At 60.3% G+C, this 16878-nt stretch carries 20 protein-coding genes and 3 tRNA genes; 21 read left to right on the forward strand and 2 right to left on the reverse strand.

The genetic code is table 11. From position 1 onward, the window contains the following. Window positions 1-229: 229 nt before the first annotated feature. From MOD31_RS15695 to MOD31_RS15740, 10 genes are all read left to right on the forward strand, one after another. Window positions 230-302: transfer RNA gene (locus MOD31_RS15695), tRNA-Glu, on the forward strand. Between the two features lie 84 nt (window positions 303-386). Continuing rightward, window positions 387-460: transfer RNA gene (locus tag MOD31_RS15700), tRNA-Asp, on the forward strand. Between the two features lie 46 nt (window positions 461-506). Then, window positions 507-582 (forward strand) — tRNA-Phe (locus MOD31_RS15705). 279 nt (window positions 583-861) lie between these two features. Then, complete coding sequence (locus MOD31_RS15710; protein ID WP_250821078.1) at window positions 862-1650, forward strand: hypothetical protein; 789 nt, start codon at window positions 862-864, stop codon at window positions 1648-1650. Window positions 1651-1893: 243 nt separating this feature from the next. After that, window positions 1894-2895: an SIS domain-containing protein gene (locus tag MOD31_RS15715; RefSeq protein WP_250821079.1), complete on the forward strand. Its 1002-nt coding sequence runs from the start codon at window positions 1894-1896 to the stop codon at window positions 2893-2895. Between the two features lie 84 nt (window positions 2896-2979). Then, on the forward strand, window positions 2980-3870 hold the full coding sequence (locus MOD31_RS15720) for a PfkB family carbohydrate kinase (RefSeq protein WP_250821080.1): 891 nt from the start codon (window positions 2980-2982) through the stop codon (window positions 3868-3870). 86 nt (window positions 3871-3956) lie between these two features. Next, window positions 3957-5066 (forward strand): LacI family DNA-binding transcriptional regulator, encoded by a 1110-nt coding sequence (locus MOD31_RS15725; RefSeq protein WP_250821081.1) that lies wholly within the window; start codon window positions 3957-3959, stop codon window positions 5064-5066. 213 nt (window positions 5067-5279) lie between these two features. Next, entirely contained in the window at window positions 5280-6602 is a 1323-nt protein-coding gene (locus MOD31_RS15730) for an ABC transporter substrate-binding protein (RefSeq protein WP_142937116.1), read from the forward strand. 11 nt (window positions 6603-6613) lie between these two features. After that, window positions 6614-7585 (forward strand): carbohydrate ABC transporter permease, encoded by a 972-nt coding sequence (locus tag MOD31_RS15735; protein WP_223941586.1) that lies wholly within the window; start codon window positions 6614-6616, stop codon window positions 7583-7585. Then, complete coding sequence (locus MOD31_RS15740; RefSeq protein ID WP_142936929.1) at window positions 7579-8415, forward strand: carbohydrate ABC transporter permease; 837 nt, start codon at window positions 7579-7581, stop codon at window positions 8413-8415. The genes MOD31_RS15735 and MOD31_RS15740 overlap by 7 nt, the downstream gene beginning before the upstream one ends. 17 nt (window positions 8416-8432) lie before the next feature. Here the strand turns inward: MOD31_RS15740 and MOD31_RS15745 are convergent, their stop codons facing one another. Continuing rightward, window positions 8433-9158 (reverse strand): PKD domain-containing protein, encoded by a 726-nt coding sequence (locus tag MOD31_RS15745; protein WP_250821082.1) that lies wholly within the window; start codon window positions 9156-9158, stop codon window positions 8433-8435. A 235-nt stretch (window positions 9159-9393) separates the two neighbouring features. Further along, the gene (locus MOD31_RS21980) at window positions 9394-10134 is read right to left on the reverse strand and encodes a DUF6318 family protein (protein WP_308196382.1); all 741 of its coding nucleotides are present in this window, start codon (window positions 10132-10134) and stop codon (window positions 9394-9396) included. Between the two features lie 193 nt (window positions 10135-10327). Here MOD31_RS21980 and MOD31_RS15755 point away from each other — a divergent pair, with 193 nt between their 5' ends. The 11 genes from MOD31_RS15755 (at window position 10328) to MOD31_RS15805 (ending at window position 16874) form a co-directional block, all read left to right on the forward strand. Further along, window positions 10328-10471 (forward strand): hypothetical protein, encoded by a 144-nt coding sequence (locus MOD31_RS15755; RefSeq protein WP_166840946.1) that lies wholly within the window; start codon window positions 10328-10330, stop codon window positions 10469-10471. Between the two features lie 92 nt (window positions 10472-10563). Further along, on the forward strand, window positions 10564-11010 hold the full coding sequence (locus tag MOD31_RS15760; RefSeq protein ID WP_142936926.1) for an Asp23/Gls24 family envelope stress response protein: 447 nt from the start codon (window positions 10564-10566) through the stop codon (window positions 11008-11010). Further along, window positions 11007-11198, forward strand: coding sequence for a hypothetical protein (locus MOD31_RS15765; protein ID WP_142936925.1), 192 nt, complete (start codon window positions 11007-11009; stop codon window positions 11196-11198). Before MOD31_RS15760 ends, MOD31_RS15765 begins: the two co-directional genes overlap by 4 nt. Then, window positions 11195-11575, forward strand: a complete 381-nt coding sequence (locus MOD31_RS15770) for a hypothetical protein (RefSeq protein WP_142936924.1) — start codon at window positions 11195-11197, stop codon at window positions 11573-11575. The genes MOD31_RS15765 and MOD31_RS15770 overlap by 4 nt, the downstream gene beginning before the upstream one ends. Further along, window positions 11572-12219: a DUF6286 domain-containing protein gene (locus MOD31_RS15775; RefSeq protein ID WP_142936923.1), complete on the forward strand. Its 648-nt coding sequence runs from the start codon at window positions 11572-11574 to the stop codon at window positions 12217-12219. Before MOD31_RS15770 ends, MOD31_RS15775 begins: the two co-directional genes overlap by 4 nt. Then, the gene (locus MOD31_RS15780; protein ID WP_250821084.1) at window positions 12216-12827 is read left to right on the forward strand and encodes a hypothetical protein; all 612 of its coding nucleotides are present in this window, start codon (window positions 12216-12218) and stop codon (window positions 12825-12827) included. The genes MOD31_RS15775 and MOD31_RS15780 overlap by 4 nt, the downstream gene beginning before the upstream one ends. Window positions 12828-12936: 109 nt before the next feature. Further along, window positions 12937-13803: a DUF4397 domain-containing protein gene (locus MOD31_RS15785; RefSeq protein ID WP_142936921.1), complete on the forward strand. Its 867-nt coding sequence runs from the start codon at window positions 12937-12939 to the stop codon at window positions 13801-13803. 137 nt (window positions 13804-13940) lie between these two features. Beyond that, complete coding sequence (locus MOD31_RS15790; RefSeq protein WP_250821085.1) at window positions 13941-14651, forward strand: class F sortase; 711 nt, start codon at window positions 13941-13943, stop codon at window positions 14649-14651. A gap of 16 nt (window positions 14652-14667) precedes the next feature. Beyond that, a complete protein-coding gene (locus MOD31_RS15795; protein ID WP_142937113.1) occupies window positions 14668-15282 on the forward strand; it encodes an RNA polymerase sigma factor in 615 nt (204 codons plus the stop codon). Continuing rightward, window positions 15269-16084 carry an anti-sigma factor domain-containing protein gene (locus MOD31_RS15800; protein ID WP_250821086.1) on the forward strand — a complete coding sequence of 272 codons (816 nt, stop codon included), beginning with the start codon at window positions 15269-15271 and terminating at the stop codon, window positions 16082-16084. Before MOD31_RS15795 ends, MOD31_RS15800 begins: the two co-directional genes overlap by 14 nt. 148 nt (window positions 16085-16232) lie before the next feature. Next, on the forward strand, window positions 16233-16874 hold the full coding sequence (locus MOD31_RS15805; RefSeq protein ID WP_250821115.1) for a DNA alkylation repair protein: 642 nt from the start codon (window positions 16233-16235) through the stop codon (window positions 16872-16874). Window positions 16875-16878: the final 4 nt, after the last annotated feature.

Raw genomic sequence — 16878 nt, forward strand, 5'->3', positions numbered from 1 at the left:
ACCTTGCCGTACTGGCGAGGGGTGAGCTCTCGACTCTTTGGGTGCTTGGTTGAGGTGAGACGTCGCCCCTCGGTGAGCCTTCAGTTTGTGGCCCGGAACACTGCGCAGACCTCGATTTGGGAATATCGCCATCTATGCTCTAAAGTTTTAGAGTCCAGTTCGGACGAGCGAGACACGGAAAGAACGCGTAAAGCGTCCCTTTTCTTTGCGAAATCCGAATTGAGTTCAGGCCCCCATCGTCTAGCGGCCTAGGACACCGCCCTTTCACGGCGGCGGCACGGGTTCGAATCCCGTTGGGGGTACGCAAGGAAGTGGTAAACCGGATGAAAAAAGTCTGGTAAGCTAGAAGCCTTGAAAAAAACGCGGTAGAGATACTGCAAACGCAAGGCCCTGTAGCGCAGTTGGTTAGCGCGCCGCCCTGTCACGGCGGAGGTCGCGGGTTCAAGTCCCGTCAGGGTCGCTCTGAGCGCCGAAGAAATTCGGTTCTCAAGGTGACATGTCACCTAGGCTCTGTAGCTCAGTTGGTAGAGCGTTCGACTGAAAATCGAAAGGTCACCGGATCGACGCCGGTCGGAGCCACCACTGGGAAGCATCAGTTCTTCGGAACTGGTGCTTTTCTTCTTTAACATGCGATGACCTTGCCGGCGCGGACGAAGACCCAATGTGGCGTTTTCTCGCCGCTTCTGCAGGGTGCTCCTGTCGTTCGGGGATTTCATGAGTCGAACCCGACCTCGGTCGTTTTCTTCATTGTCACGGGTTCTCTACCGGAGGAGACTGAGGCGACGGCATCCCATCTCGGACCGCCTGCGAGGCCACCCGGCTGCGGGGCCTCACAGCGCCTTGTAGCGGCCTGGTGGATCAATGAGTTCCATGACACCCATCGAAAAGGCCGCTCAGCGTTCTCGCCATCTCTTGCCCTTGCTGACTATCGCACTGATTGGATGTCTCGGCGGGTGCGAATATGAGTCCGACGACGCATCCCTGCCGTCTGCCAGTTCTCCGATGACGGAGGCTCGCACGGTCTCACCGCTGCCGGAGAGTCGCGACCCTCGCACGGTCTCATCGCTGCCGGAGAGTGGCGATATCGACGCCGGCACATATCTGGTCCCCGTCGACGGCTACAAGGAGCCTTTCGAGATCACCGTTCCAGGCGGCTGGTCTGCTCTCGACGGTAACAGCCTGGGCAAGGATGACCCGGATCACCCGGCTGCATGGGCCGTCCACCTGACCCTTGGGTCCGCGTTCTATGTGTCGATGGACGCATGCAACTGGAGGGGTGCCCTTGCCGATGTCGGTCCTGCGGACTGGGCCTTCACTAGGGCTATGGCGGCGCAATCGTCAACGGCAAGCACTCCTCCCGTCAAGATCATGGTGGGCGACTACCCCGGCTTCGAGTTCGACCACTCCGTCGAGGGCGACGTGGACATCCCGGCCTGCGACAGCGGCAAGTTCTGCATCCACTCAGAAATGATGTACCACTGCACACACTGGTACTCGACTCAGAATGAACACGAAACCTACCGGGTAGTCGACCTGAACGGCAAGCGGGCTGTCGTCGCTGTGGGCTATGTCGACGAATCGATCAATCCGGAGCTGATAAGAGAGGCGCGCGCCGTCTTCGACTCGATCGTGTTCGGGTCATACAAGTGACCAGCTGATCCGATAAGCGATCCCGCCCCCGGGCTCCGACTCCTTCCCTGAACGCAACATCCTGGAGGGTATCGAGTAGGCCCTCACCTTTCAGAGCCCCGCGGTCATGTCCTTTCGCCTCGGAACCCTTTCCGAAGAAGCTATTGACGCTTCAGAATTCCCATGACAGCATGATGACCACCTATTGATACCGGTATCAACATGTTCCAACACTCCAAAAGTTGTCGTTCGAAAGGACCATCCGTGCTTGGCTTCAAAGAAGAGGAATTCCTCACACAGACCCGTAGTGCTTTGGCGCTGCAGGGGCAGATCGAATCGGTAGTCGACTCCATCCAGGAACGGCGGCTGACCAACATGTTCCTCATTGGTGCCGGCGGAACCTACGCCGCGATGCTGCCGTACGAGCACTTCATCCGGTCCCGCTCCACGTTGCCTGTCCGTGCATCCATCGGCAAAGAGCTGATGTTGGCCGAGGATCCCACGTTCGGCCCCGGCTCCGTAGCTGTCTTCGCTTCCGTCTCCGGCACCACCGAAGACGTGATCGAGGCCATCGAATTTGCCAAGGCCAAGGGCGCCTACACCATAGGCTTCACCGGATTCGGGGACAGCCCGTTTGCTAAAGCCCTCGACGTTGCCTTGGTGACCGAACCTAAAACCTGGCCCTTTGATATCCCCATGATTCTCTTGAGCACCCGCCTCCTTGCTGCTCGCGGCGAATTTGAGGGGTACGAAGAACTGGCGGCCGAGCTGCAAACCGTCCCCGAGAGCCTGGTGGGCGTCGCCCGGCAAGCAGAATCAGTGGCAGAAGCCTTTGCGGAGAAGAACAAAGACGCTGACTATCACTTCCTGGTGGGCACCGGAAACCTGTGGGGCCTCACCTACCTCTACTCCATGTGCATCCTGGAAGAAATGCAGTGGCTCCGGACCACCCGCGTGCACGGTGCTGAGTTCTTCCACGGCTCCTTGGAACTCATCGAAGAAGACACCAGCCTCATGCTGCTGGTGGGTGAGGACGAGACGCGTCCACTGATGGACCGCGTTGCCAAATTCGCCGAAAACTACAACAAGAACACCACCTTGCTGGACAGCAAGGACTACGATCTGCCGGGCGTCAGCCCCCGTTTCCGTGCGCTCCTGTCCCCGTTGGTTCTGGATACCGTCCTGGACAGGTTCAGCAAGCACCTCGAACGCGTCCGAAACCACTCCCTGGATCTGCGCCGCTACTACCGAGTGGTGGAGTACTGACCGTTCGCCGCACCCCGAAAGGGGAGGATCGCCACGCTGCGGGCCCGGCTCTGTCCGGGCCCGCAGATTCGAGACAGGAAGAGCATGAAAGTAATCGGATTCGGGGACAACATTGTGGACCGTTTTCTCGACCGCAAAGTGATGTACCCCGGGGGAAACTGCGTTAACGTCGCGGTATTTGCCCATCGGTTGGGCATCGAGTCCGCCTATCTGGGCGTTTTCGGCTCCGATCCCTTGGGTGCTTTTGTCCGGAACGCCATCGATTCGGAGGGTGTTGATACCAGCAAGTGCATCATCCGTGACGGCCTCAATGGCGTCACTGAAATCAAGGTAGTGGACGGCGACCGTATCTTCCTGGGATGGAATGAAGGGGGCGTCACCACAAGTGATCCCTTCATGCTTGACGTTGAACACCTCAGGTACTTGGCCTCCGCCGATCTGGTGCATTCGAGCGTCTATTCCGCGTCGGAGACCCAGTTACCGGCGGTCCGCAGCACTGGTGCCTTAGTCAGTTTCGACTACTCGTCGGAGCCGGAACGTCGATCAGACTCCTATCTGGAACTAACGGCGCCCTACGTGGACCTGGCCCTTTTGTCGTGCGGAAACATGACTGTTGCCGCCGTCGAGCATGACCTCAGGCGAGTATATGCAGCGGGCGTTCCGCTCGCGGTGGGGACGCGCGGGCAGTCAGGGGCAATGATGTACGACGGCGAACGCTTCCTCACGCAGGCAGCGGCACCTACTGATCCACGCCGGTTTGCGGACACGATGGGTTGCGGTGATGCTTTTCTGGCCGGACTCGTGGTCAATTTACTTGGCTCCGGTTGGAGTCGAACGTATCGGCCGCCGGCCGACGCTTTACAGAGAGCGTTGGCCCGAGGAGCTGAGCATGCCGCGGCGCAGTGTTATGTGGAGGGCGCGTTCGGTTACGGCCGGGCCGTCGAGGCAGCAACTAGTCGTCGAGGGAGCAACTAGTCGTGCAGGGAGCAACTAGGATCTGATGCAGGGACAAATCAACGGACGGAACTGCGGGCGCGGATTCCACAACTGAAGGGGGTCGGATGGCGACGGATCATCAGAACCACCCGGCTGCCCCCACCATTACCGAAGTAGCAGCAGCTGCTGGAGTGGGACGGGCAACGGTGGCTCGAACCCTCGGAAACTATGGATCGGTCAGTGAAGCCACCCGCGTCAAGGTGATGCGGGCGGCCGAAAAGCTGGGTTATCAGCCGAACACTCTGGCGCGCAGCATGACCACGGGAGTCACCAAAACCCTTGGGATTGTGCTGGCGGATGTGGCCAACCCGTTCTTCTCAGGCGTGCTCAAGGGCATCTCGGAAACAGCTAAAATGGCTGGCTACGACGCCATCATCCTGAGCACTGACGAGAAGCTTGAGCTGGAGCGCGACGCCATCGCAGTCCTGCTGGCAAAGCAAGTGGACGGCCTGGTGGTGGCGTCTGCTGCAGGTCGAAGCGATGACGTTTCACATCTATCCAATGCCATTCATCGCGGGACTCCTGTAGTCCTCATAGACCGTTTGGTGGACAAGCTGGAGACGGATTCGGTGGTGATCGACAACCGGGAGGCTGCACGGTCTGCCGTTGCATCGCTTATACAGAATGGTCACCGGCGGATAGCGTTCGCATGGGGGCCCGTCACCCTCAGTCCGGCGACGGACCTGAAGCAGATGCATAGCATCCTGGATGAAGCGCTGTGGAGTGATGGTGAGCGGCTGAGGGGTTATCTCGATGCCTTGGAAGAGGCAGGAATTCCTTTCGACACCGCGCTCATCACCCACGTTCTCAAGAATGAGGGCCAGGCGACGCGGGCTGTTAGCGGAATGTTGGCCCTCGCGGATCCGCCCACTGCCATTTTCACTACCGAAACCGAGGCGACGGTGGGGGCTCTTCATTCTTTGCGTGCCAAAAACCTGCGTGTACTGAAGGATGTCTCCCTCATCGGCTTTGATGACAGCCCTTGGGCGGCCGTCATGGACCCTCCGTTGACTATGATCCAGCAGCCCATGCGCCAGATGGGCATTGTCGCCTCCCAGCAGCTCATCGCAAGGATCGACGGCGACACTTCTGAACCGAAGAAGCACGTTCTGCCCTCGCAGCTCGTGGCCCGTTCATCAGACGGCCCTGTGCGCGCTGCTCGCGGCGACTCGTAAATTCGCTCCCTTAATTTCCGTTAGGTCTCTTCCACGCTGAGCCAAATCATGATTCACTGTGGTACCGGTATCACAAGTTCCAACCTCCCTGTTCCAACTCAGGACTTACCCCTTCAGCCCGTCAGCGGTGAAGTGCACCCCCAACGGCGGGCGTGACTTCCCACTCCCGTAGGGGACACGGCTGAATCGGCCCTTCTACCGAAAGAAGAAATGATGCGTAAAAGCACCCAATCACTGATGGCATTGCTGGCCGCCGCCGCTTTGGCGCTTACTGGTTGTTCCGACGGCGGAAGCCAGCCGGCCGCTGCCCTGGACCCAAACGCTGAACCTCAGTACACGGGAACGCTCAGCATTCTCACAAAGTTCGGCGGTGACCCGCTTGAGCCGTACTTTGAGGATTTAGCTGCGGAGTACAAGAAGCTACACCCGGAAGTGTCCTTTGAGCTCATCCAGGAGACGGACCAGAGCATCAAGGACAAGACCAAGACGTTGACTGCCTCCCAGGCCATGCCCGACATCTATTTCACATGGGCTGGCAGTTGGGCCAACAACTTCATTGATGGGGGACTCGCAGCAGATCTGACCCCTATCATTGCCCCGGGGACGGAGTGGGGCAATGACTTTGGCGAGTCCGCGCTCAAGGCGTTCGCCAAGGACGGCAAGTACTTCGCAGTTCCGCTCTACAACAACGGCAAGTTCATGGGTTACAACCAGCGCATCTTCAAAGAGCTGGGCCTGACACCGCCGTCCACATTCGATGAACTGATCTCTTCCTGCTCCGTGCTGAAGGGAGCAGGCTACGAGCCGATCTCGTTCGGGAACAAGGACGGTTGGCCGGGGCTCCACTACCTGCAGCAACTGTTCGCTTACGAAGTGCCGGCCGATACGCTGCAAGCCGACTTCAGTCCGGCAACGGCCAAGCTGGAGGACCGGGGCTACCTCAAGGCAATGGACCAGTTCACCCGTTTGGTCAACGAGTGCACCGGCAGCGGCAAGGACTCCAACGGAGTCCTTTACACCACGGCGCAGCAGGCCTTGGCTGAGGGTAAATCAGGTATGTATTACCAGGAGATCCTTGAATTCGACTCCACTGCTTCTGCCGACTCGAAACTCAAGCAGGACGGGTTGGGCATCTTCAAGCTCCCCGCCGCAGCGGATGCCAAGGGCGATACACAAGCGATCGAAGGTTCCCCTGAGGGCTACATCATCAATGCCCGTTCCAAGAACGCCGCACTTGCAGCTGATTTCATGAAGTTCGTTACCAACAGCCAGAACGCTGCCAAGCTCTCTGCCCCGCCGTACGGCCAGCCCAGTGCGGTCAAAGGCGCGGTTTCCACGGAGAACTCTTCCGGACCCGTCATCGAAGGTATCAAGCAGGTGAACGAAGCTTCCGCAGCCATCACATGGCTGGACTCGGTTACTGTTCCTGCTGTTGCTGACGCCTGGTTGGCTGGTGGGGAGGCCTTGGTGGCTGGAACGCAAACCCCGGATCAGGTTCTTGCCTCTGTTCGGGCTGCTTCCAGTGCAGCAAAGTAGCCGGCAACGTCATGACTGTTTCCGATACTGCCTGGAAGCCCGCGGCTTCGCCGCCGGCGCCCGTTTCCGCTAAGTCGCCTCGAAACCGCACCAACAAGTCAGCCCGGTCGCGTCGCTGGCGCAACTTCGTTTGGGTGTTGCCAGCGGTCCTGCTTCTAGGCGTCTTTGCTTACCTGCCACTGGTACAGAACCTGGGCTTCAGTTTCCTCAAGTGGGATATCTACAGTGGCCGCCAGACCTTTGTTGGCGCTGACAACTACGTCCGCATGCTTAACGACCCCATCTTCTGGAAGTCACTCCTTAACAACACCCTTTACGCCATCATCTCCATTGCTTTCCAAGTGTTCGGGGCGATCATCCTTGCAGCGATGATCGAGGGACTACGAAGCCAGCGGTGGCGGGGAATCCTTCGAGCCGTCTATTTCGTACCCTCTGCTATCTCACTGACGGTGGCAGGCCTCTTGTTCTACTTCATCTACGAACCAGAGATGGGCATCCTTAACGCGGCGTTGGATGTCCTTGGCCTGGGGAACTTCACTCAGGCATGGCTGGGACAGGAGAACACGGCCATCTTTGCCATCATCGCCATGAGCCAATGGCAAGGCTTCGGGTATTGCACGCTTCTGTTCTCCGTGGCACTGCAGCGGATCCCTTCCGAACTGTATGAAGCGGCGTCCATCGACGGCGTCGGTCCCCTCCAGCGGTTCTTCTCAATTTCCCTGCCACTCGTCAGGGAAATGACCGGGCTGATGATGATCGTCACCGTATCCGGGGCCTTTCAAGTGTTCAACGAAGTCATGGTGATGACCAGTGGAGGCCCCAACAATTCAAGCCAGGTCCTTGGCACGTGGCTCTACAGAAGCGGATTCGTCCGCAATGACTTTGGCTACGCGGCCGCCGTCGCCACTGCTGTCTTCATCATCACGTTGGTCCTGGCCGTCATACAGCTTCGTATCTCCAAGAAAAGGAGGGTCCAATGGTGACGCGCTCAGCTGTGCTGCTGGTGCTCGGTAGGGTCCTCGTCAAAGCGTTCCTCATTGCACTCGCCGTCGTGGTTGTTTATCCGTTGGTCTGGATGCTGCTCAACGGCGTGAAGTCCAACTCCGAACTGTTCTCCAATCCCTTCGCCCTGCCGGTCGCGTGGAAATGGGACAACTACGTCACCGCATGGAACCGAGGGGTGGGCGACTATCTCACTACAAGCGTCTTGGTCACTGTTGCTTCCACCATTGCCACGGTATTTATCAGCGCTTGGGCTGCCTATGGACTGACCCGGGTAAATATCCCGTTCAACAGGGTGGTGCTGATTCTCATCCTTGGCGGCCTGATGCTCGCTCCCACAGTGGCACTGATCCCGCTGGTCAAGATGTTCCAGAGCTTGGGACTGTACAACAATCTCTGGGCGCTTCTGATTCTGTACACAGCCTTCCGTGTTCCCTTCACGACGTTCCTCATCCGGGCCTACATGATGGATCTGCCCGCAGAGGTGGATGAAGCCGCCTCAGTGGATGGGGCCTCAAAGGCACGCGCGTTTTGGCAAGTCATCTTGCCCATGTGCAAGCCGATCTTGGTTTCGACGGTTCTCCTGAACATCCTGTTTACCTGGAACGAATACCTATTCGCCATGGTGTTCACCAGCGGGGGAGCGCTACAAACCCTTCCCGTGGGGCTCACCAATCTGATGTCCAAGCACGGCACGGACTACCCCGTGGTTTTCGCAGGTATGGCCATTGCGGCAATTCCGGTGATCGTGCTGTTCTTCGCGGGGCAGAGGTATTTCATCCGTGGTCTCGCGGATGGAGTGGGCAAGTAGACGTGTGCGTACTGGGCTTAGCGAGATTCCGTGCCGGGGCAGCCCCAGGAGTTGGGGTTTTCCTGGCAGGTGTCGGCGACGAGTGCTCTTTCTGTTTTCCAGACGTGGATGGTTTTGGTGGGTGTGGTGATGTCCAGGGTGCCGTTGATGGGTAGTGGTGGGCCGTTGTTGACGGAGTAGGTTCCGGTGAAGCTGGTGGTGACTGCTGCTTGGTAGTTGCCGGTTTCTGCGTAGATGTGGCTGGTGCGGGTCTGGTTGTTGAGCCATTCGGCTTCGGGGATGGAGTAGCCGGCGGCTGGTGTGGGGCCGAGGGTGGTGCCGTCGCCGAAGGTGTAGGTGTAGTTGGTGGGTGTGGCGGTGAGGTGGACTGTTTGGCCGAGGATGGTGAGGTCGAAGGTTTGGTCGTTGGTGGTGGTGTAGAAGTTGGTGGGGCCGCCTTTGAGGGTGTGGGGGAAGGGTTGGGCTTGGAGGTTTCCGGGGTTGACGGGTAGTTGGCGGAAGTCGGTGAGGATCCGCGCGGCGATTTTGGGCAGGACGTTTTCGGGTTCGGGGTCATAGAGGCACGTCGGGCCGCTGACCGGGATCCAGTCCGTCCAGCCCGGATTGGTGATTGCTTTGGGGGCCTCCTTCCAGATGACCGGTGTGCCCTCCTCGCCTCCGGGCGCGGTGGCCGGGCATTCGAGGGCATCACAGCCAGGGTCCTTCGTATCGGGACCGTCGGCCCGGCAATGGGTATCGGCCATGTACTGATTGGGGTCGTCGGCTGCGGGCGAGGTTGAAGTTCCGCCGAGACGAGGTTCTAGCTGCCCGCTTGCAGGGTCGATTGTGAACCTGCTGGTTAGGTCAATGGCATCTTGCTGATTGTTGTAGCCTGCCCAGGAATCCGTGTCGGCCTGCGCGGGACCGAATATCGTGAGTGAAAGTATGACGGTCGACATCGCTACGACTGAGGACGTGCGCACTAGCCAAGCGGGACGATTAGTTGATGATGCCAAGGTTGGTCACCGTCCAACCTGCGGAACCATATGTCGCGAATAGGCCAAAAGCAGAGTTTGTGGCCGCTTCCGAGGCACGCCCCGGAGTCCCATCAGCGTTGAAGTAGTCGATCTGCTCTTGGATGACTTGGACCTTCGCTTGTTGGTTCCTTGCTCCGTCTAACCACAGGGACTCAATGGCCGGGATAGAGATGCTGCCGCCGACCGACCACCGACCATGGATGTGGCTATCACTGATGCCTTTCTCTATCCGCTTGCAGGTCTGGCACTCGGGTGCGCTGAGTTGGGACCACATAGATTGATCGCCGGTCTCCGCAGCGTAGTTCTGTTGCGCGTACCAGTACCCAATGAACGCCTCCAGTCCGGCCTTCGAGTTCTCCTTCGCCAGGTCGGGCATGACGGGAACGGGCACGTTCTGTGCTTTCCCCTTGGCATCGGCGGGTTTGTACAAGGCAGGCGCCGTCTCTGTGGTCGCGCTCCCTGGCAGAGCAATCGGTGACGAAGCGCTCGAGGTGGGTGTCGCCGTCGTCGTGCCTGTTGGGGAGGCTGGGCTGCCGGGCGTGCTACTGCCTTGGCAACCGCATAGAAGCACTGCGAAGGCGAGAGCCGCAACTGCCTGCCGGGCGCGAACAGAAGGAAAGGACATAAACGTTTGGCGTGGCATGGTGCGGCTCCCCAGCAGCTGTTTCGGTGATCTGTGCGTCAGTCTAGGTGGGTCAAACATTGGCAACCCAGCCGGAAATTCTCGCTTGTGGATAACTTTCCTGTGGTCTCCGCACAGGTCACCGGCGCACTTGCCTCGCTGGCATGGCAGGCGCCCGCAGCGGAAGTGTCCTCGAATGCAGACTTAGGCGTGAATCCCAGCGTGAACCCAAGCGCATCCACGGGAGCAGGAATTGTCGCAAATGGAGGGCAAAATGCCCGGAGAACTGAAGCCAGTCTCCGAGAAACGTCGTGTTTTCACGCAGTCCGCCGGCTCGGACTTCAGCAAATACGGTGACGGGCAGTTTGAGGAACTTATGAAGCCCATCCAGGACTGGACCGATAAGAACTGCACGTAGCGGGAGCCGGGCGCGTTTCCTTCCCTCCGACGCTTCTCCCAAAGCGTCGGAGCTAGACGCTAGGGTGGTAATCAAGAGAAGGGGAGTGCTCCATGGAAGACCAGAATGTGCAGCTTGATCCCGTGCCCGGGGGCGAAATCCCTGGCACCGGACGCACCATCATCTCCGAGGCCGCCGTCGCCAAAGTTGCGGGTATCGCTGCCCGCACAGTGCCTGGCGTCTACTCCTTGGGCTCCGCTCCGTCCCGAGCGCTGGGCGCTATTCGCGACGCCGTCGGCAGCTCGGACCACGCAGCAGGGGTTCGCGCCGAGGTGGGGGAAACCCAAGTGGCGGTGGACATCACCTTGGTTGCGCTCTACGGTCATCCCCTGCACGGCGTCGCTAACCAGGTCCGCGCCGCTGTATACCGCGCCGTGGAGGAATTGGTTGGTCTTCAAGTGATTGAGGTCAATATCGAAATCACTGATGTTTTCATTGCACCGCCGGCGAAACCCGCCGGAAGCAAGGCAGTGGTAGTGGAAAGGGAGGCACTCCAATGAGCATGACCGTGGTGGGAATTGGTATCGGCGCTTTCGTGGCTTTCATGTCCTTCTCGTTCGGGCTATGGGGTTTCCTGATCTCCCTGCTTTTCATGGGCATAGGCGCCCTGCTCGGCCGCGCGGCTGAGGGCAAACTGGATCTTCGCAGTGTGCTGGATGCCATTACGGGCCGGCGCTCTTCGTCATGAGCGTGGCTGAGGCTGTGGAGAACACCACCAGCCTGGCCGGCCATAACCGGATCAGTACCCAGGCATTGACATCGTTGGCTCGGGCCGCCGCGGCGCAGGCGCTCGGCGTTGACGCCAGCCACATCCGCGCTGATTGGGCGGACGACGACGGCCTGTTGGCTTTGTCCATCGTGGCACCTATCAGCGTCCCGGCTTTGACAGAGGTGTTGCGTGATCCGCAGCGGGTCCAAGGCTTTGGAGGCTCCATCTGGGACCGCGCTGTGGCAGCCAAGGCGTTCGTTCTTGAAACCGTGACCCAGCTCAGCGGATCCCAACTGAGCAGGGTGGATATCAGAATCAGCGGAGCACATGTCACTGAGGGAGGCCGCGTCCAGTGACCCAGGATCAGGAAACACAGCGAGTGAACGCAGCGGATCCGAACAGGGGAGCAAGCCCGGTGGCCGGGGAAGACCCGAGCATGAGCCGTATCCTGCGCCGTGAGACGCATTCGTCCCGCGCGGGAGCGTCCGTGATCGCGGCCGTTCTGGTGATCGTGCTCTGCGGTTACGCTTTGCTCGAAGCAGGAGTCCGCGCCATAGGGCAGCCGCCATGGCTTATCGATCCCACCACGGCCGCGGAGCGCATTATCGCCCTCCCGGAAGGCATCTCACCGCTGCTGCTTGGGGCCAGTGGTGCGGTAATCGCCATGGTGGGGCTGTTCTTCCTGCTGCACGCCGTCCTGCCGGGCAGGCGCGCCCGCCACTTGCTCAGGGACCCGCGCACCGCCGTCGTGGTTGATGACGAGGTCCTGGCCTCGGCACTGGCACGTCGGGCACGAACTGCCGCGAACGTCACCCAGGAACAGGTCATGGTGGTGGTCTCACGGCAACTGGTGGTGGTGAACGTGCGGCCAACGTCCGGCAGCCGTGTCAGCGAAGAAGCAGTATTAACTGCCGTCCAGGCCGAACTTGAGGAAATGTCGCCGGTGCCGATGCCAGCTGTCAGGGTAAATCTGGCGTCCTCGGGGGTGATCGGAGCGTGAACGGAACACCACGGGCCCTTAACCGCATACTTCTTTTCATCATTGGTGTGAAGCTGCTGGCCATCGGGCTGCTTCTCGTGCTGTTGGCCACCGTGCCTGCAGTGGCCACATGGTGGCACGGCTGGTCTGCTTCAGTATGGGCGGGCGCTGAGAATGCCTTCAGGCAGACTCACCTCCCCGGACGTGAAGAGAGCTGGCTGTGGATTGTGGCCGGCGTCGTCCTGGTGGCCATCATCATTGGGATGATCGCCTGGGTTTCCCAGCAAGGAAAAGGCCGCGCCAACCTTCTGGTGGCGAGCGGCGATGACAGCGCGGTTGACGGCGAAGTCCGGATCGGTGGTGGCGTGGCCGAGCAGGCGCTCAGGTCCGCCCTGGCTGAAAGGACGGACCTCGCCGGCGCCTCCGTTGCCACACTCGAAGTGAAGGGCCAGCCCGGACTGCGCATCCGCATCCAACCACGGCAGGGTGTGGCGCCGCATATCCTGGCTGCGGAAGTGTCTCAGCTGGTTGAAGCGTTGGACCTGGTCATCGGTCAGAAGACCCCCGTCCTGGTGCACATGGTTTCCGGTGCCCGGGCAAGGTTTACCAAGGCCGAGAGGGTCCGCTGAGAAACACACCCTCAAAAAATCGAGTGCATCCGCATCCATAACCATCCTCATGTCGGTAGTAGGGGTATCAGCAAAAACCCCGCACGTCGGGCCGATCGAGGAGAAGGACATGCGCAGCAGAATACTTACGGCAGGAGCAGGAGCCAGTGCCGCGGCACTGGCAGCAGCAATCGTTTTGGCTGTCCCCGCGCAAGCGGCGGAGGGCGACGCACATTTGTCTGTACTTCACGGTGTGCCTGGGTTGACCGTTGACGTTTGGGTCAACGGAGCACGAACCTTGGACGACTTCACTCCAGGCACACTGGCCGGCCCGTTGGCACTTCCGCCGGGAGCGTACGATCTCGCAATTACTGCCTCGGACGCCGCCGATGCCTCTGCCCCTGTTATTGGGCCCGTGACGGTGACTTTGGCTGCAAACGGCAACTACACCGCCGTCGCCAACCTCGATGCGGCAGGAAAGCCAACAGCGAACTTCTTCACGAACGACGTCTCGCGCATCGATGCAGGCAAAGGCAAGCTGACCGTCCGACACACTGCAGCGGCACCTGCTGTGGATGTGCTGGCCGGCGGCACGGCCGTTGTGAGCAATCTGGCCAACCCTAACGAGCAAACACTCACACTGGACCCCGGTACGGTCTCAGCCGCAGTGGCTGCAGCGGGCACCACGGCACCTGTCATTGGCCCTGCGGATGTGACAGTGACCGAAGGAACGCACACCATCGTCTACGCGTGGGGAAGTCTCACCGACAAGAATCTTCAATTGGCGGTGCAGACCATTGACGGACTGCATTCGGCACCAGGATCGGTACCCGGCGCACTGGACGGCTCATCGGGCGCTTTGTCTCCAGGTGCCTCGGCAGGTGATGTCTCCACAGAACAGCTGATGCTGGGCGGTGGCCTCGCTGCGGCAACGCTGCTGCTGATCGCTCTGGGGATTCGTAGGGCTCGTGCTGTCACCTCCGGGATCAAGTCCTAAGTCCTTGGAACACGTCCTGGCCGTCCGCAGCGATGGCCAGGGCGTGCCCCGCATCAACAACGGCAGCCGCAGCATCTAGCCGGAGACCCCCAGGAAAACGCGTGATGAAATCAAGTGAGCCACACCAAAGTCGCCCTATGCGCCTCCAAAGCGGTACAGGCCGCCGTCGCAGTGCGCACCAATGGATGGGAGCGCTGGCCGCCGTAGCTGTGCTCTTTCTGACGGCCTGCGGGACCCCGACGCCGTCCACGGCACCGAGTGCCTCCAGCGAGACAAGCGACTCGATCCCCAGCGTGCAGCAGACTCAACCGTCGCCTACTCAACCGTCGATGCCTCCCGCCGAGCCTTCTGCGCCACCTGTCGAAGTCAAGCTGCGGGGCACAACTCCAACGCAGCCCGCGGCGACTCCCCCTCCTGTGTCACTCCAAGTGGCTGGTACGTCCATTGATATGGGCGTAGTACCCGTGGGGGTCGCGCCCGGTGGTGCTATGGAGATACCGGAAACCTTCTATGAGGCAGGCTGGTATCGGTTCGGGCCAGCGCCCGGAGCCGCGGAAGGCTCGGCTGTGCTTGCCGGACACATCGACACCACCTCCGACCAAGCACCGTTCTCCCAGTTGAAATCCTTGCCGGCCGGAACCTTGATCACCGTAGGACGGGAGGGTGCTCCCGCGCTCAACTATCGGGTTGTTTCCGTCACGTTGATGGCCAAGGACGCCTTCGACGGCGAATCTTTGTTCCGTCGCACGGGTCCGCACGAACTCAAGGTTGTCACGTGCGGGGGCAGGTGGCTGGACGAACGAATGGACTACAGCGACAATGTCATTGTCACCGCGGTCCTTGAATAAGTACCCCAACCCGGCCGTGGTCCTCGTCGCTGACGCCGGGAAGGAGTCTCCTTTGGTATCCCCAAACGAGGTTTCATCCGCGTGGGACGATGCTTTGACCACTTCATTTATGGCGGGGGATGAGTCCGCACTTGTGGCCGCTTACAGGGAGTTCGCCCCGCTGGTGCACACGCTCGCCTTGAGGTCTTTGAGAGACCGTTCGGCAGCCGACGACGTCACGCAAGAGGTCTTCATTAGGGTCTGGCGACACCGCGACACCTTCCACCCGGAGGTCTCGCGACTGCCGGCCTGGATAGTGGGCATTGCACGCCACGCCATTGCGGACGCCCATTCTGCCTCTAACCGGGAAGTTCGCAGAATCCTTGCCGTCGCCCAGGTCCAGGACACTGGCGGGGCATCTCCAACAGGGGAAGCGGTTGAGGTAGTGGCCGACAGGCTGCTTCTGGACGGAGAACTGGACCGGCTTGGTGAACCGCAGGGCGCCATCATGAAATTAGCGTTCTACGAGGACCTGACGCATGAGCAGATTTCCCGCAGGCTTGAACTACCCCTTGGTACCGTCAAGAGCCACATTCGACGCAGCTTGATCCACCTAAGAAGCAGACTGGAGGTTGACCGTGCCGCACATTGATCCGGAAGAGTTGAGCCTCCTGGCGCTGTACGGTGCTTGGCTCGATGAGGAGGGCCTACGGCATCTCAATAGCTGCGATGCCTGCTCGGCGGAGTACGCCGCATTGCGCCGCGCCGTGGACGCCATGAAAACCACACCGGACAGCACAAGCTTTGAGGTGCCCGGCCCCAACGTGTGGAGCGGGATTCACCGGGAACTGGGTCTGTCCGATGCAACCCGGGCGGACCCCCTGGGCCCAGCTACGGGCTCCGCAACGGGATCTGCAGCTGGCTCTGCAACTGGGACTGAAACCAGCAAAGCCGGCCACACCGATCCGCCCGAACCAGGGCACCCCCCGGCGCCACCCACAGACATACGTTCCGTCAAGAAGCGTCCCTTGGGGTGGCAACGCCGTGGGACCTGGTTGGCAGTTGCTGCGGCGGGGGCCTTGGTCATCGCGGGTGGAACGCTGTGGAACCTCAATCAAGCGGCAACGCCATTGGCGCGGGCAGAGTTGTCCCCACTCGCACAGCACACTGCCACAGGATCAGCGACAGTCCTTGAGTCCGCGGACGGATCACGAAACCTGGAAGTGAAGCTGAGCAAAGATGAAGCCCAGGGCTACCAGGAGGTCTGGCTCATCGGCACGGACCTTAAACGGCTGATCAGTCTGGGAATCATGAGCTCGGATTCAGGGACCTTCCCGCTTCCGTCAGATCTGAATTTGGACGATTTTCCTATCGTCGACGTCTCTGATGAACCGCTGGATGGAAATCCCGGCCACTCCAGTGTGAGCATCGTGAGGGGTTCGCTAAGTTCCTGAGCCGTCCAAGCGGTTGATGCGCAGCCGTGCGCTGCCCTCGCATTCAGCAACGGGTAGCCTGAATCCCACACCCGAAGGAAAGGAGGCCACGGTGGCTCAAACGACGGCGGCCCAAGAGTTGACGCTCGAAGCGACGGTGTCCGGTCTCATGGCGAAACTTGCGGCATTGGAAGAGCCCCGGGCCCGCGAAGTGAACGAGAAACACGGCGATGACCACGGGGTAAACCTCAGCAAGCTGCGTGCCATCGCGAAGAGGTTGAAGACCCAGCAGGAGCTCTCCCGCGAGCTGTGGAACACCGGTGACACCGCAGCCAGATTGCTGGCGCTCCTGATATGCCGGCCCAAGGCCTTTGACCGGGACGAACTGGACAGCATGTTGCGGGAAGCACGGACCCCCAACGTCCAGGACTGGCTTGTCAACTACGTCGTCAAGAAAAGCCCGCATTCTGAAGAATTGCGGGTTACCTGGTTCGCTGACTCCGATCCCGTGGTGGCAAGCGCTGGCTGGGCGCTGACCTCCGAGCGTGTCGTCAAGAAGCCCGAAGGCCTGGATCTTGTGCAACTGCTGGACGTTATTGAAAGCCACATGAAGGAAGCCCCGGACCGCCTTCAGTGGGCCATGAACCACTGCCTGGCGCAAATCGGGATTGAATTCCCGGAGCAAAGGACCAGGGCCTTGGACATCGGAGAGCGGTTGGAAGTGCTGAAGGACTATCCCACACCGCCCAATTGCACGTCGCCGTTCGCGCCGGCCTGGATCAATGAGATGGTGCGTCGCCAGGCACTGTAGTGTG

Origin of the sequence: Paenarthrobacter sp. TYUT067, from assembly GCF_023656375.1 — a bacterium.
Lineage (GTDB): Bacteria > Actinomycetota > Actinomycetes > Actinomycetales > Micrococcaceae > Arthrobacter.

Bases quoted from the DNA above. Each gene is read 5' to 3' on its own strand.
- MOD31_RS15710 (WP_250821078.1), top strand. From the start codon at position 862: ATGAGTTCCATGACACCCATCGAAAAGGCCGCTCAGCGTTCTCGCCAT.
- MOD31_RS15720 (WP_250821080.1), top strand. From the start codon at position 2,980: ATGAAAGTAATCGGATTCGGGGACAACATTGTGGACCGTTTTCTCGAC.
- MOD31_RS15725 (WP_250821081.1), top strand. From the start codon at position 3,957: ATGGCGACGGATCATCAGAACCACCCGGCTGCCCCCACCATTACCGAA.
- MOD31_RS15730 (WP_142937116.1), top strand. From the start codon at position 5,280: ATGCGTAAAAGCACCCAATCACTGATGGCATTGCTGGCCGCCGCCGCT.
- MOD31_RS15735 (WP_223941586.1), top strand. From the start codon at position 6,614: ATGACTGTTTCCGATACTGCCTGGAAGCCCGCGGCTTCGCCGCCGGCG.
- MOD31_RS15740 (WP_142936929.1), top strand. From the start codon at position 7,579: ATGGTGACGCGCTCAGCTGTGCTGCTGGTGCTCGGTAGGGTCCTCGTC.
- MOD31_RS15745 (WP_250821082.1), bottom strand. From the start codon at position 9,158: ATGGCCGATACCCATTGCCGGGCCGACGGTCCCGATACGAAGGACCCT.
- MOD31_RS21980 (WP_308196382.1), bottom strand. From the start codon at position 10,134: ATGTTTGACCCACCTAGACTGACGCACAGATCACCGAAACAGCTGCTG.
- MOD31_RS15755 (WP_166840946.1), top strand. From the start codon at position 10,328: ATGCCCGGAGAACTGAAGCCAGTCTCCGAGAAACGTCGTGTTTTCACG.
- MOD31_RS15760 (WP_142936926.1), top strand. From the start codon at position 10,564: ATGGAAGACCAGAATGTGCAGCTTGATCCCGTGCCCGGGGGCGAAATC.
- MOD31_RS15765 (WP_142936925.1), top strand. From the start codon at position 11,007: ATGAGCATGACCGTGGTGGGAATTGGTATCGGCGCTTTCGTGGCTTTC.
- MOD31_RS15770 (WP_142936924.1), top strand. From the start codon at position 11,195: ATGAGCGTGGCTGAGGCTGTGGAGAACACCACCAGCCTGGCCGGCCAT.
- MOD31_RS15785 (WP_142936921.1), top strand. From the start codon at position 12,937: ATGCGCAGCAGAATACTTACGGCAGGAGCAGGAGCCAGTGCCGCGGCA.
- MOD31_RS15790 (WP_250821085.1), top strand. From the start codon at position 13,941: ATGCGCCTCCAAAGCGGTACAGGCCGCCGTCGCAGTGCGCACCAATGG.
- MOD31_RS15805 (WP_250821115.1), top strand. From the start codon at position 16,233: ATGGCGAAACTTGCGGCATTGGAAGAGCCCCGGGCCCGCGAAGTGAAC.